We start from the raw sequence: 13,593 nt of genomic DNA, 5'->3' as shown, positions 1-13,593 counted from the left end.
TCCTAATCGAGATGATTTTTGGTCATACTTAAGTGTGAATTATTATGTGTCGTTCTGTTCATTGCTTTTATCCTTGTACTTACTTGTCCAACAAATATACAAATGGATGCATTATGTAAAAATAACTGGATTGCATTGGAGACATTGTTGGTCGATGATATTTTTTACTGGGAATCTGCTAATATTATTCCTTTTTTTTCCTTCGCATACAACTCTATTCTTTTTTTTGTTTGCTTTTTATCAATGGAGGGAATGGATAAGACATAGGAGTATAATACTTCTTGAAAAAAAGCAACCAATGAAAGAGAAGTGAGTTATCATTTATAGCATTTTTTTTAGTGATCATGTATCATAATAGTAGAAAGAAATGGAGACTTGGAGAAGGAACAATTTTTCTCTAATCACATACTATAAGAGAGTAAAGGTCTCCAGCGAGGGAGGGTAAGAGCCATGCGTGTCGAACGTCTAGGTGGGGATAAAGTCCGTTTCTTTTTAACTTTGGATGATTTAATGGATCGGGGAATTGAAAAAGAGGATATGTGGCGGGATATCCCCAAGGTGCATGAACTATTTAATGATATGATGGAACATGCATACCAAGAATTAGGCTTTGAGATTGCTGGGCCTTTAGCCGTAGAGGTATTTGCCTTACCAGCGCAAGGGATGGTAGTTGTTGTGACACGTGGACGTGTTCCTAAGTCTGAAAATGATGACTTTGATGGCAGCGATGTCTATGAGCTAGAGGTGACGATGGAAGAGAGTGATCGTATCGCTTTCCGTTTTAGCGATTTTGAAGATTTGGTTCAAGCCGCTCTCCGTCTAGAACCGTTAGTGAAACAAGCAGGTCAAGTTTATGCTTATAAAAATAATTACTACTTGCTGTTTGGGGATGAATTACCCACTTCTCATCTTGAAGGTGTAATTGCAATATTACTTGAATTTGGTGAACCTTCAACAACAACTGATGTATTTTTAATGGAATATGGAAAGGCTATATGGGAAGAGAATGCAATACAAGAGATTATCCACTATTTTGGTTAATTTATAGAATATAAAATTCGCGCTTTTAGCGCGTTTTTTTATGGATTTTCATTTGATTTTTCTATTCAATTTGTAGTAATGTGAAAAGGGCGTTTTCAATCCTATTTTATATGTTTGATCTTCTTTTTGAACAGGCTTTTTCCTGCTAAAGAAGTGGTGTATACTGTTCACGTGATTGATTAAGTTCGATAACATACCGAGGTGGTTAGGATGGGACAAACAATAGCGAAAGGTCAAGAAGAAAATCTAGATGTACTAGTTTCTACACAAACAGTCGTTAAAAACGCTTTGGACAAGCTTGGTTATCCAGAAGCGGTGTACGACCTACTAAAAGAGCCCATGAGAATTTTGACTGTCCGTATTCCAGTTCGTATGGATGATGGAAAAGTAAAAGTATTTACAGGATATCGGGCACAGCATAACGATGCAGTTGGACCAACCAAAGGTGGGGTTCGTTTTCACCCCGATGTGACAGAATCAGAAGTGAAAGCACTATCGATTTGGATGAGTTTAAAAGCTGGCATTGTTGATTTACCGTATGGTGGAGGAAAAGGTGGAATTATTTGTGATCCGCGAAATATGTCATTTGGAGAATTAGAACGGCTTTCTCGTGGTTACGTTCGTGCAATCAGCCAAATCGTTGGGCCGACAAAAGATATTCCTGCACCGGATGTTTTTACAAATTCCCAAATTATGGCTTGGATGGTTGATGAATACAGCAGAATTCGGGAATTTGATTCACCAGGATTTATTACAGGAAAGCCACTTGTTCTCGGTGGATCACGTGGTCGTGAGACTGCAACTGCTGCTGGTGTAACAATCATGATTAACGAAGCAGCCAAAAAACGCAATATCGATATTAAAGGTGCGCGTGTAGTTATACAAGGATTCGGAAATGCTGGTAGTTTTCTAGCGAAATTTATGCATGATGCTGGAGCGAAAGTAGTTGGTATTTCTGACGCATATGGTGCATTACACGATCCAGATGGTTTGGATATCGATTATTTGTTGGAGCGTCGTGACTCTTTTGGAACGGTGACAAAATTGTTTAAAGAAACAATTTCCAACCAAGAATTGCTAGAATTAGACTGTGATATTTTAGTACCAGCAGCTGTAGAAAACCAAATTACAGCGAAAAATGCAGCAAATATAAAAGCAAAAATTGTTGTAGAGGCAGCAAATGGCCCGACAACATTAGAAGGTACGCGTATTTTGACTGAACAAGGAGTCCTGCTTGTTCCGGATGTTCTCGCAAGTGCTGGTGGTGTTACCGTTTCTTATTTTGAATGGGTGCAAAATAATCAAGGTTATTACTGGTCTGATGAAGAAGTGCAATCTAGACTGGAACAAATAATGGTCCAAGCATTTGAAAATGTATACCAAGCTGCTGAATCCCGTGGAATTGATATGCGACTTGCTGCATATATTGTGGGAGTAAGAAAAATGGCTGAAGCTTCCCGTTTCCGCGGATGGGTTTAACCATATAATAGAAGAAAATGAAAAGCACCCACCATTCACGGGTGTTTTTCTTATAAGAGGATGACAAGATGGAAGATATCATTATTATTGGAGCAGGTCCATGTGGTTTATCTGCTGCAATTGAATTGAAAAAACTAGGTTTTCATCCACTTCTTTTGGAAAAAGGGTGCATTGTTAACTCCATTTATCATTTTCCGCTAGCTATGACATTTTTTAGTTCGCCCGATAAAATCGAAATTGGTGATATTCCATTTCCTACTATACATGAAAAACCTACCCGGTCTGAAGGTTTGACCTATTACCGCAGATTGGTGGAACATTATCAATTACGTATCCGGCAGTATCAACCAGTTGATGAGATAAAGGTAAGTAGCGATCATTTTGAGATTTGGACGACATACCGAGGACAAAAACAAATCTTTCAGTCAAGATATGTCATTGTAGCTACTGGTTATTATGGAAAACCAAATTTACTCGGTATACCTGGTGAAGATCTCTCTCATGTCCATCATTATTTTCGAGAAGCACATCCCTTTGCTGGAAGAGATGTTGTCGTAATAGGGGGTAAAAACTCAGCAGTTGATGCTGCATTAGAACTATCTTATGTGAATGCAAATGTTACAATGGTTTATCGACAATCCGCTTTCCAATCAAGTGTGAAAGCATGGGTGAAACCATTAATCGAATCTGCTATTGCTAGTGGAAAAGTAAAGATGATGTGGGATTCAAACGTGGAAGAAATTCTAGAAGATGCAGTTTTGGTCAATCATTCAGGTATGAATAAGAAAATTCCTGCTGAATTTGTATTTGCAATGACAGGATACCGCCCTAATGTTACTCTGTTGAAAAATGCCGGGGTTCAATTTAAAGCAAATACTACCATACCAATTTATTCTCGTTCTATGGAGACTACTATTCCTAATTTATATATTGCTGGAGTAGTAATATGTGGAGACGAGACTAGCAAAGTTTTTATTGAGAATGGTCGATTGCATGGAAAACAAATAGCGGAAAGTATACAACAAAAAGAATTCATATATGAATAAATACGATGAAAAGCCTCCGCCCGTAGTGAGTGGAGGTTATTTTAATCTTTTTCAGTTGTTCCTGTCAATAAGTATTGTACTGTATTTGTTACTCGTTTTACTAATTTTATGATAGGACCACTGTTGTGTTTTGTTGGTTGACTAGGCTCTGGTTCTGGTATTTCCGGCTTTGGTATTTCTGGTGTTTGAGTAGGTGGTTTATTTGTTTTAGGTGGTGCTGAAGTAGTGCCTTTGTCAGAATGATTTTCTGGTTTTGTTGGTTTAAGTTTTGACTTATTCGTTTTACCTGCATTTTTTTCTGTTGATGATGGGGAAATCTTTGATATATTTTTCTTTTTTGCTTGAGATGGTGTAGGAAGAACTTGATAAACAGGTGCTTTGTCTTCGGCTGCGGGAATTTGTGTGACCGCTGTATTCGATGTAGTTGATTTTGCAGAATGAGTGATTGTGATGGGGGCAGCATTTCTGTTAGATGTGTTTTTCAACGCTACATTTGTCGGTTTTGATGTTTTCAATTCTGCTGCAGCCTTAGTTTGTTGCATCGCATAAGCGATTGATAAGCCAATACCTAATGATGCAATAATGCATCCAATATACCAAACCCAATGTGTTTTAGGTCTTTTTCGTTTTAAAGGTTTAATATGGTCTGATTCCGCCAAACTTACTCCTCCCATAGACTAAGGCTACTACCAATTAAACTAAATTTATTTCCAATTATCAAGTTTTTCCTATTATTTTCGTTTCTTATTCACAAAAAGCAGACAGCTAGCCAGCTGTCTGCTTATAAGGGAATGGAATTAAGGTATGAACTTTGGTTTTATCTATCAAGATGGATAGGAGTTGTTTTTCAAATGTCTCGTTATCATAGTAATCTCGATTATGAAATAGCTCTTTCAATTTCTCTTGATTTTGGGGACCGTTCATGACCGTTTGATATAGGATCATTTTTCAGCAGCTCCCGTTGCTTTATTATATTAAAGTATAAAACATTTTGCCTCTAATGTGTATATTCTTGTAGATAATTTTCACATAAATAACTTATTTTTTATTTTTATTTTGTCAACACTAATGTAGACGAGGTGAATGCGATGATGGATAACAACCAAGCAAAATATCTTGTAAATATACAATGCAATCAATGCGGTGAACAATTTGTCTTAAAAGGTAGATGGAAGAAAGGGAAAATAGAAACTGGTTTCAAAAAATGTTTGTGTGATAATCAAGATTTATTTGATATTACCCATGAGGAGCTTTTTTAGCTCCTCTTTTTTGTATAAGGAAAGGAAAAACAGCTCAAAATACAATAGAATGTAAAATCAAATTTCGATAGAAGTAATGCTTTTGAAAATGGAAGTAGGGAGGGCTAAGGAAGAAATGGGAAAATTGATTTTTTTACCTTTATTTTTTGTCATAAGTTTATTTCTTTTGGTTGGTTCTCAACCTTCCTATGCAGGGAATGCAGGAAATAGCAGCAGTGGATTTTCATCTAATGATATTCGTTTAATTTCCAATGCTGTCTATGGCGAATCTAGAGGAGAACCATATATAGGTCAAGTAGCTGTAGCCGCAGTTATTTTAAATCGATTAGATGATAAACGATTCCCTAATACTGTTTCTGGTGTGATTTTTCAGCCGGGTGCTTTCACAGCTGTTGCAGATGGACAAATTTACTTAACACCGAATGCGACTGCAAAAAAAGCAGTACTTGATGCAATTAATGGGATGGATCCAACCAGTGGATGTAATTATTACTTCAATCCACAAACCGCAACTTCAAAATGGATCTGGTCAAGGCCGCAAGTGAAAAAGATTGGTAAACACATTTTTTGTAGATAGGAGCGAATGGCTTTGTATAGGAAAATTTCAGCAGTTTTATTTCCCGTAACGTTAATTGCCTTGGTTGCAACCGGGGTGTGGGGTTACTACGAAAGCCAAGATAAAGATTCTGTATTGATTAAGGCGGAAAATCAATACCAAAGAGCTTTCCATGAACTGAACGATCATATGGATCAATTGGATGCAGAGATGGGAAAATCATTAGCGATAAATTCTGCAAAACAAACAACAACCTCCATGACAAATGTTTGGCGTTTGACGTATGCAGCTCAAAATGACATTGCACAGCTGCCGATGACACTAATGCCTTTTCATAAAGCAGAAGAATTTTTGAGTGATCTGGGTACTTTTTCTTATAAAATTGGAGTTCGTGATCTTCATAAAGAACGAATGAGCAACAGCGAATGGAAATCACTACAGTCATTGTATAATCATCAAAAAGAAATACGAACGAACCTGCATCAGCTTCAGTCCAAAGTCATGGATAAAAATCTTCGTTGGATGGATGTAGAATTGGCTTTAGCTTCAGAAGATAAAACAATGGATAATACGATAATTGATGGTTTTCACAAAGTAAATAAAATGGTGGAACAATATCCAGAAGCTGATTGGGGACCTACTGTAAACAATTTAAAGGTAAGACAAAAAGAAAAGTATAATAATTTGAAAGGGAAAACAATTTCATCAGAAGAAGCAAAACAAGAAGTTGCTCATTTGATGAACCGATCAACAACAAAAAACATGACTGCTGTTTTGAATAAAAAAGGTAATTACCAAACATTTAGTGTACGTTATTCACTAAAATCTGGGGATGTTTATACAGATGTCACAAAAATTGGCGGGAAAGTAGTATGGATGATTGATGAACGACCAGTTGGTAAAAGAAAGTTAAAATATGCGCAAGCAGAAGAAGGAGCAAGACGTTTCCTAACAAGAATCGGATACCCAGACATGTCGGTCATCTCGTACAATGAATCGGATAACTTACTCTCACTCAATTATGTGCATCGTGAAGGAGATATTTTGGTTTATCCTCAAGCATTAACGGTGAAAGTGGCTTTAGATAATGGTAATATTGTTGGGATTCAAGCAGCTGACTATGTGTTTAATTTTCATGAAACCGTTAAAGGTAAACCAAAGCTCAGTGAGGCACAAGCAAGAAAATTTGTCAGCCGTCATTTAAAAATACAGAAGACCAATCTTGCTTATATTTATGGAGAAGATACGAAAGAAGCATTATGCTATGAGTTTCTTGGGACCATTGGAAAAGATCAGTATCGTGTCTTTATCAATGCGCAGAATGGAAACGAAGAATATGTTGAGAAGATCACAAAAGCAGATATATCATCTGTTTAGAACGTTAAAACCGCATCACCAGACATAGTAGAATACCTTTTGACCCCTTGCAAGTTCGACAAAGTATAGTATAATACCTGTAGAACGAGCACGAATGTTTACATAAATATGATGTTATGTCGGGTCGAAGTCTATCGATGGAATTAGCTAGATGATAATATGTTCATCGCTTTGAGCAGGCTATAAGACCTGCTCATTTTATTTTTATGCATACGGAAAGGATCGACTAAAATATGTTGCCCATTCAGGTAGCAATTGATGGTCCAGCTGGTGCTGGTAAAAGTACAGTAGCTAAATTGGTAGCAAAACAACTGAGGGCAAAATATATCGATACAGGTGCAATGTATCGAGCAGTTGGATGGTTGGTTTTGAAAAAAAACGTCGATGTACAAAATGAGGAACAAGTTCTTCATTTGGCTGAATCATTGCGTTTTTCATTTACAGATTCAGGCATTGAAGTAAATGGAACCCATCTAACTTCTGAAATAAGGACAGAGAAAATTTCTGCGCTCGCCTCTGCTGTTGCAAAAATAGGTGGAGTGCGAGAAGTGCTGGTTGATAAACAGCGCCAGCTTGCGGGGATTCATTCAGTTGTTATGGATGGAAGAGATGTTGGGACTCATGTATTGCCGAATGCAAATGTTAAAATATTTTTAACTGCGTCTGTGGAAAAACGGGTGCAACGTCGATTTCATGAGCTAAAAAGAAAAGGACAGAAACCTTCCTTAGATGTTCTACGCAAAGAAATTATTGCGCGTGATGCTAATGATAAAAATCGTCAGTTTGCTCCATTATGCAAAGCTGAAGATGCTATTCTTTTAGATACTAGCAATTTAACGACAAATGAGGTTGTTGATCAAATTCTTCAGTTATGTCGCACCAAAGTAGGCGGTGAAGAGTAGTATGGGGATGAGTAGTCGCTGGTATGTGTTTTTAAGAGGTTGTTTTCGTGTTCTTTTTGCTTCTGTTTACCGTTGGAAAATAGAAGGTCAGGAACATGTCCCCGCAGAGGGTGCTGCAGTTATTTGCTCCAATCATATCAGTGTATTAGATCCACCTTTAGTGGGAAGTGCTTGTAAACGGAAAGTCCATTTTATGGCAAAAGAAGAGTTGTTTAAAGTACCGGTATTATCTTATATTTTACCTAAGATTTATGCTTTTCCTGTAAAGCGTGGAAAGAGTGATATGAAAGCGATTAAAACTGCTATAACTATCTTACGTAATAATGAAATATTGGGCATTTTTCCTGAGGGAACGCGTAAGAGAGCAGATGCACCGGAAGAAGCGGAAGAAGGGGCAGTTTATATTGCATTAAAAGCAAAAACACCTATTGTTCCAGTTGCAGTGATTGGACCATATCGTATGTTCCGATCTGTTCGAGTAATTTTTGGCGAGCCCATTGATACGACTCCATATACGACAGGAAAAATTGATAAAGAAGTAATAACAGAAGTTACCAAAATTATGATGGATAAAATTCAAATATTGGTAAATAAGTATCGGTAAGTGGATCATAATGTGAGTACAGTTTTTGCTCAATGATCATTACAATAAATAAATTTGACACATTTGTTTTATCTCATGGAGGAGGTCTGTCAGCATGTCAGAGGAAATGAAAGCAGAATTTGTGCAAGTTGGAGATATCGTTAATGGAAAAGTAGTGAAAGTAGAGCAAAATCAAGCTTTAGTTGATATAGGCTATAAATCAGAAGCTATTTTACCAATCTCGGAAGTATCTAGTCTGCATGTAGAACAAGTAGCAGATGAGTTAAATGAAGATCAAGAGGTTCACGTAAAAGTGATCCGATATAATCAAGAAGACGATCAATTTATTGTCTCCAAAAAAGCTGTTGATGCTGAAGCATCTTGGGGAGAATTACAAGTGAAATTCGAATCCGGAGAATCCATTTTTGCAACAGTAGCAGATGTTGTCAAAGGCGGGTTAGTAGTGAATGTCGGTATTCGTGGTTTTATCCCTGCTTCTCTCGTAGAACTTCACTTTGTAGAAGATTTTTCTGATTACAAAGGAAAAGAGTTGGAATTAAAAGTAGTTGAACTTGATAAAGAGAAAAACAAATGTATCTTATCTCGCAAAGCAGTTCTAGAAGAAAAAGCAAATGAAAAGAAAGACGAAATTCTTAATAATATTGAAGAAGGTGCAGTTCTAGAAGGTACCGTTCAACGTTTGACAGACTTTGGGGCATTCATTGATATTGGTGGAGTAGATGGATTGGTTCACGTTTCTCAGATCGCTTGGCATCGGGTAGGTCATCCATCTGAGGCGTTAAATGTTGGTGATAAGGTAAACGTGAAAATATTAAGTGTAAATCGCGAAAATGAAAGAATTAGCCTTAGCATTAAGGAGACGCAAGAAGGTCCTTGGCAACAAGTAGCTCGCGAAATCCAAGTTGATGATGTGGTAAAAGGGGAAGTGAAAAGACTTGTGTCTTTCGGCGCATTTGTCGAAGTATTTCCAGGCGTAGAGGGACTTGTGCACATTTCTCAGATTTCTCATCGCCATATTGGCACACCATCCGAAGCTTTAAAAGAAGGCGAAGAAGTTCAAGTAAAAGTTTTGGATATTCAACCTGATCAAAAACGTATTAGCCTCAGTATAAAAGAAGCTATGGAACAGCCAGCACCAGTGAAAAAAGAAGTTAAAGAAACTGAAAAAACAGAAGACAGTAGTTCTTTTGGAGTTACGCTTGGAGACATGTATCCAGAACTTCGCAATTTAAAATAAATGATTGTTATCCCTAAATAGGGAAACAGCATAAAAATGCCCATTTCATAAGAAGTGGGCATTTTTATGGCAATGGGAGTCCGAAAATTTCGTCTTTTATTCGGGCACTCCATGTACAAATATTAATACAACATGATATATTAAAACAGTCCAAAATAAAGAAATCAAGAAAGGGACAACAATGCGTGGTAGGGGAAATCGCAATTCATATTTTGATTTCACTGATCTCAAAAATGTAAAACTTATTGAGGATGGAACAGAATATCGATTTGAAGGCGAATTTCGCGTTCTTGACCCAAATAACAAGTCCGATCTCGACTATGCCGGACGTTCAAACGAGTGGATTTGCCCACAAACAACTGATGGGGGAACGGAACTCAATATCAAAACTACAAAGTCTCTTCTTTCTCCTAATGGAAAGCGTGTCTCTTTTAGTAAGACAGTGACTTTCAGTTTAGAGGATAAACCTCAAAAATGGGGATATGTAATGGATGGTGTTGGTGTACTAATTTGGGGTCTAGGTTCCGGTCACTTCTACTGTATTGCTGATCTTTTTCGAGCTAGGGGATAGTAAGTCACAAGCTTTTGCTCGTTAGTTTGCGTTAGTGGACTGACGGGCAGTACTTATAACATTGCGAGCGAGAAAACCCACGGTTTAAATCGTGGGATGAAAGCGAGCGTTGAACGAGGGTAAGGAATTTTCCTTCACTAGTTCAACCTTTGGAAAAAAGCAAGCTTACAAACAAACATTCCCATGGTAATATATGTATAGTCATGACAGACGAAAACCAAGTTTGCTCGCGGCAAAGAAGAAATCAACAAACATAAACCGTGGGGCGCACGGGGTTAGCTTGGTTATGAAATAGTCATGAGGCTATCGTCCCAAGAATCCAACGGCTTTAGCCGTATGGAGTTGTCAAAATTTTGACCTATTTCTATAAACAGTGTTAAAGATGAAGATAAACTTCCTAATCAAGGAAGTTTTTTGTTTTTCTTTGAAGTTTTTATCCATACTAACGAAAGGGGGTGTTACATGTCTACTTTTATTCCATTTGTTATTCTTATTTTGGTTTCTACGGGATGGCTTAATTATTTACCAGCCCAATTTGCATTATCGAAACAAGAATTTACACTTATTTTTACAATTATTGGTTGTACTTCTCTATTACCACCAGTTAGTGTGACATCTTCTATCGATATCAAACTTGATTATCTTTTGCTTTTTTTTATTTTTGTATATTCATTAACGAAAATTTCACTTCCGCGTGTGATGAGTTTGGTAAGTCTAATGATTATGCTAGGCAGCCTTTTGTTTTTGTTTCATGAAGTATCTCAAACACAGCTATTGTGGAAATCAACTGGGTTTCAGTGGTTTACTATTTTTTTATCCATTGGGGAAGCTGTAGTATCCTCAAATCGATTGGTGGAACAATTTAGTTTGATATTTGGAGGGTTGTGGATTACGCAATGTATTCTCTGCTATTTATATCAAGATCGGCTTAGTCCCATCATATTTCCTGGTTTAGGAGAGATGGATACATTTTGGTTTATTGTTTCCATCCTAATTGTTGTGAAAGGAATACAGCTTCAGATGCCGGCGATATTGAGAAATTGGAGGTTAGTGTATTGGATCAAGAAACGTTAGCAATTATATTTGGAGTAGCATTTGGATTTATTACACGAGTACGGTTGTTACAAAGTGATTACCGCCAATATCCTACATATCCGCATGGACAAATAATCAATCTGGCACTTGGGCTGATTGCGTCTGCTTTAGGTGCTGTTGCCATTCCAGCACTGTTGAAACCAGATTATACAGCAGTCACTTTTTTGACGTTAGCAGCTCAACAATTTCGTGATGTGAGAAACATGGAGAGACAAACCCTGCAAAAGTTGGATGAAATGGAATTAGTTCCTCGTGGTTTGAGCTATATTGAAGGAATTGCAATGGTGTTTGAAGGAAGGAATTATATTGTTATTTTGGCTGCACTTTTTACAAGTGCAGTGGTAACTTTTTTCGGATGGAAAGCTGGGTTTATAGTCGGAGTTATTGTTGTGGTTATATCTAGTTTTTTGAAATCTGGTAAAAAATTAGGTGAAATTGGAGAAGTTTATGAAGTGGCGCTGCGTGTGGATGGCCCCAGTTTGTATGCTGGAGATATTTATTTGATGAATATTGGATTAGAAGACAATCGAAAGCGTATTTTGGATTTTGGCGTAGGTATTATCATTAAACCTCTGAATGCGAGTAGTAGGATAACCATTTCTAATCTTGGACAAAGGCAAGCAATTTTACATGATGTCTCTTCTATTCTCGGAGTTACAAGAGATTCCGGTGAACCAGCTTTAACTCCACTGGCAAAATTAGATTTGAAAGATGGTCGCTTGGGACTAGTTTTATTACCACAGGAAAAGAATGTCACAAAGTTGATTCAAATTATCCAAAATGTTCCTGTATTGGAGAGTGCTGTTCGCAAACCAAATCAATTTGATGGAAATTAGGTGAGAACATTGAATGAAAAAATATTAGCGATTATCACTACGAAACATGATTTAGTTGGTGGAGGAGCCCCTATTTTTATTACAGAGTCGGACAAAGAATTAGTGGATAGAGCTTTTCTTCTAGAAAAGATATTAGATGCGATGGCGCATCAATTGAATGATTCTACCTACATAATCGTGAAGCATTAATAGTTGAAGTCAGAACCTTCGATGGGTAAACTGAATGAGGAAGACATGAACATTACAGTGAAAAGAAACGAGGATCGTTTACATGAGTTTACCAGTTGTTGCTATAGTTGGCCGCCCAAATGTCGGGAAGTCAACGATATTTAATCGCTTAGCAGGCGAGAGAATAGCCATTGTGCAAGATGAACCAGGAATAACAAGAGACCGAATTTATTGCCAGAGTGATTGGAACGGAGAACGTTTCCATGTTATAGATACTGGCGGTTTAGAATTTGGGGAGCAAGATGAAATTTTAAATCATATTCGCAATCAAGCAGACTTAGCATTAGAAGAATCTGATGTTATTTTGTTTGTTGTTGATGGCAGAGAAGGTATTACTTCGGGAGATGAGGAGGTTGCAAGGCTATTACATAAGACGAACAAACCTGTTATTATTGTAGCCAATAAAATAGATCACCATAAACATGCTGATCTTGCATATGAATTTTATCAACTAGGTTTTGAACATGTTGTTGCAGTGTCCTCATTACATGGTACTGGAACAGGAGATATGTTGGATTTAACAGTTTCGCTTTTCCCTGATAAAATGGAAGAGACCTATGATGAGGAAACGATTAAAGTTTCCTTAATTGGAAGACCAAATGTTGGAAAGTCTTCTCTTGTGAATGCTATTTTAGGAGAAGAACGTGTTATCGTAAGTCCAGTTGCTGGAACAACGAGAGATGCAATTGATACACCATTTACCCATGATAATGAATCGTTTGTACTTATTGATACTGCAGGACTAAGAAAACGTGGAAAAGTGTACGAATCGATTGAAAAATTTAGTGTATTGCGTGCAATGCAAGCAATTGAACGGTCTGATGTATGTCTGATCGTATTAGATGGAGAACGTGGTATAGCTGAGCAGGACAAAAAAATAGCAGGGTATGCGCATGAAGCTGGAAGAGCGGCTATTTTTGTTGTAAATAAGTGGGATGCTGTAGAAAAAGATGAGAAAACAATGGATCGTTTTCGCAAAGAAGTACGGTTTCAATTTCAATTTATGCCTTATGCACCTATTTTATTTACTTCAGCAAAGACAAAGCAACGGGTTAATAAAGTATTACCAAAAGTAAAAGAAGTTGCAGAACAACATGCGATGCGTATTTCCACATCAGTGATTAATCAAGTGATTCAAGATGCTATCACGATAACACCACCCCCCTCTGATAAGGGTAGAAGATTTAAGGTTCAATATGCTACACAAGTAGCTGTAAAACCTCCAACGATAGTTTTATTCGTCAATGATCCAGAACTCGCACACTTTAGTTATTTGCGATATTTGGAAAATCAACTTCGTGAGGCATTTGCATTTGAGGGGACACCGTTAAGAATACTACTTAGAAAAAAGAATAAATAATG

15 protein-coding genes and 1 pseudogene are annotated in these 13,593 nt (G+C 37.3%); 14 read left to right on the top strand and 2 right to left on the bottom strand.

What is annotated here, in order from left to right; all coding sequences use genetic code 11:
* Nucleotides 1-450: 450 nt before the first annotated feature.
* The 3 genes from AC5WOC_RS04165 to AC5WOC_RS04155 all read left to right on the top strand — a co-directional run bounded on the left by AC5WOC_RS04165 (nt 451) and on the right by AC5WOC_RS04155 (nt 3,566).
* Nucleotides 451-1,041, top strand: a complete 591-nt coding sequence (locus AC5WOC_RS04165) for a genetic competence negative regulator (RefSeq protein WP_496054107.1) — start codon at nt 451-453, stop codon at nt 1,039-1,041.
* A 210-nt stretch (nt 1,042-1,251) separates the two neighbouring features.
* Nucleotides 1,252-2,520, top strand: a complete 1,269-nt coding sequence (locus AC5WOC_RS04160; protein ID WP_496054106.1) for a Glu/Leu/Phe/Val family dehydrogenase — start codon at nt 1,252-1,254, stop codon at nt 2,518-2,520.
* Nucleotides 2,521-2,588: 68 nt separating this feature from the next.
* Nucleotides 2,589-3,566 carry a YpdA family putative bacillithiol disulfide reductase gene (locus AC5WOC_RS04155; protein ID WP_496054105.1) on the top strand — a complete coding sequence of 326 codons (978 nt, stop codon included), beginning with the start codon at nt 2,589-2,591 and terminating at the stop codon, nt 3,564-3,566.
* Between the two features lie 41 nt (nt 3,567-3,607).
* On the opposite strand, the gene AC5WOC_RS04150 is transcribed toward AC5WOC_RS04155, so the two are convergent.
* Nucleotides 3,608-4,225, bottom strand: a complete 618-nt coding sequence (locus AC5WOC_RS04150) for a hypothetical protein (RefSeq protein ID WP_496054104.1) — start codon at nt 4,223-4,225, stop codon at nt 3,608-3,610.
* 106 nt (nt 4,226-4,331) lie between these two features.
* Nucleotides 4,332-4,511, bottom strand: a complete 180-nt coding sequence (locus tag AC5WOC_RS04145) for a hypothetical protein (protein ID WP_496054103.1) — start codon at nt 4,509-4,511, stop codon at nt 4,332-4,334.
* 143 nt (nt 4,512-4,654) lie between these two features.
* Between AC5WOC_RS04145 and AC5WOC_RS04140 the strand changes: the two genes are divergently transcribed.
* The 11 genes and pseudogenes from AC5WOC_RS04140 to der all read left to right on the top strand — a co-directional run bounded on the left by AC5WOC_RS04140 (nt 4,655) and on the right by der (nt 13,591).
* Nucleotides 4,655-4,825 (top strand): hypothetical protein, encoded by a 171-nt coding sequence (locus tag AC5WOC_RS04140; RefSeq protein ID WP_496054102.1) that lies wholly within the window; start codon nt 4,655-4,657, stop codon nt 4,823-4,825.
* 205 nt (nt 4,826-5,030) lie between these two features.
* Nucleotides 5,031-5,402 (top strand): annotated as a pseudogene (locus AC5WOC_RS04135) (cell wall hydrolase); the annotation flags it as partial.
* A gap of 12 nt (nt 5,403-5,414) precedes the next feature.
* On the top strand, nt 5,415-6,758 hold the full coding sequence (gene ypeB, locus AC5WOC_RS04130) for a germination protein YpeB (RefSeq protein ID WP_496054101.1): 1,344 nt from the start codon (nt 5,415-5,417) through the stop codon (nt 6,756-6,758).
* 233 nt (nt 6,759-6,991) lie between these two features.
* A complete protein-coding gene (gene cmk / locus AC5WOC_RS04125; RefSeq protein ID WP_496054100.1) occupies nt 6,992-7,660 on the top strand; it encodes a (d)CMP kinase in 669 nt (222 codons plus the stop codon).
* A 7-nt stretch (nt 7,661-7,667) separates the two neighbouring features.
* Nucleotides 7,668-8,264: a lysophospholipid acyltransferase family protein gene (locus tag AC5WOC_RS04120; RefSeq protein ID WP_496054099.1), complete on the top strand. Its 597-nt coding sequence runs from the start codon at nt 7,668-7,670 to the stop codon at nt 8,262-8,264.
* Nucleotides 8,265-8,358: 94 nt separating this feature from the next.
* Entirely contained in the window at nt 8,359-9,501 is a 1,143-nt protein-coding gene (gene rpsA, locus AC5WOC_RS04115) for a 30S ribosomal protein S1 (protein ID WP_496054098.1), read from the top strand.
* A gap of 181 nt (nt 9,502-9,682) precedes the next feature.
* On the top strand, nt 9,683-10,072 hold the full coding sequence (locus tag AC5WOC_RS04110) for a hypothetical protein (RefSeq protein ID WP_496054097.1): 390 nt from the start codon (nt 9,683-9,685) through the stop codon (nt 10,070-10,072).
* A gap of 462 nt (nt 10,073-10,534) precedes the next feature.
* Nucleotides 10,535-11,146, top strand: coding sequence for a hypothetical protein (locus AC5WOC_RS04105; RefSeq protein ID WP_496054096.1), 612 nt, complete (start codon nt 10,535-10,537; stop codon nt 11,144-11,146).
* Nucleotides 11,128-12,003 (top strand): YIEGIA family protein, encoded by an 876-nt coding sequence (locus AC5WOC_RS04100; protein ID WP_496054095.1) that lies wholly within the window; start codon nt 11,128-11,130, stop codon nt 12,001-12,003. Before AC5WOC_RS04105 ends, AC5WOC_RS04100 begins: the two co-directional genes overlap by 19 nt.
* Entirely contained in the window at nt 12,004-12,192 is a 189-nt protein-coding gene (locus AC5WOC_RS04095; RefSeq protein WP_496054094.1) for a capping complex subunit for YIEGIA, read from the top strand. It abuts the gene before it with no gap.
* 82 nt (nt 12,193-12,274) lie between these two features.
* The gene (gene der, locus AC5WOC_RS04090; RefSeq protein WP_496054093.1) at nt 12,275-13,591 is read left to right on the top strand and encodes a ribosome biogenesis GTPase Der; all 1,317 of its coding nucleotides are present in this window, start codon (nt 12,275-12,277) and stop codon (nt 13,589-13,591) included.
* Nucleotides 13,592-13,593 lie beyond the last annotated feature (2 nt).

It is taken from the genome of Shimazuella sp. NTD247, assembly GCF_059510415.1.
This window is presented reverse-complemented; position numbering and strand designations above follow the sequence as displayed.

Coding starts and splice junctions, on each gene's coding strand:
- AC5WOC_RS04165 (WP_496054107.1), top strand. CDS start 451: ATGCGTGTCGAACGTCTAGGTGGGGATAAAGTCCGTTTCTTTTTAACT.
- AC5WOC_RS04160 (WP_496054106.1), top strand. CDS start 1,252: ATGGGACAAACAATAGCGAAAGGTCAAGAAGAAAATCTAGATGTACTA.
- AC5WOC_RS04155 (WP_496054105.1), top strand. CDS start 2,589: ATGGAAGATATCATTATTATTGGAGCAGGTCCATGTGGTTTATCTGCT.
- AC5WOC_RS04145 (WP_496054103.1), bottom strand. CDS start 4,511: ATGATCCTATATCAAACGGTCATGAACGGTCCCCAAAATCAAGAGAAA.
- AC5WOC_RS04140 (WP_496054102.1), top strand. CDS start 4,655: ATGATGGATAACAACCAAGCAAAATATCTTGTAAATATACAATGCAAT.
- cmk (WP_496054100.1), top strand. CDS start 6,992: ATGTTGCCCATTCAGGTAGCAATTGATGGTCCAGCTGGTGCTGGTAAA.
- AC5WOC_RS04120 (WP_496054099.1), top strand. CDS start 7,668: ATGAGTAGTCGCTGGTATGTGTTTTTAAGAGGTTGTTTTCGTGTTCTT.
- rpsA (WP_496054098.1), top strand. CDS start 8,359: ATGTCAGAGGAAATGAAAGCAGAATTTGTGCAAGTTGGAGATATCGTT.
- AC5WOC_RS04110 (WP_496054097.1), top strand. CDS start 9,683: ATGCGTGGTAGGGGAAATCGCAATTCATATTTTGATTTCACTGATCTC.
- AC5WOC_RS04105 (WP_496054096.1), top strand. CDS start 10,535: ATGTCTACTTTTATTCCATTTGTTATTCTTATTTTGGTTTCTACGGGA.
- der (WP_496054093.1), top strand. CDS start 12,275: ATGAGTTTACCAGTTGTTGCTATAGTTGGCCGCCCAAATGTCGGGAAG.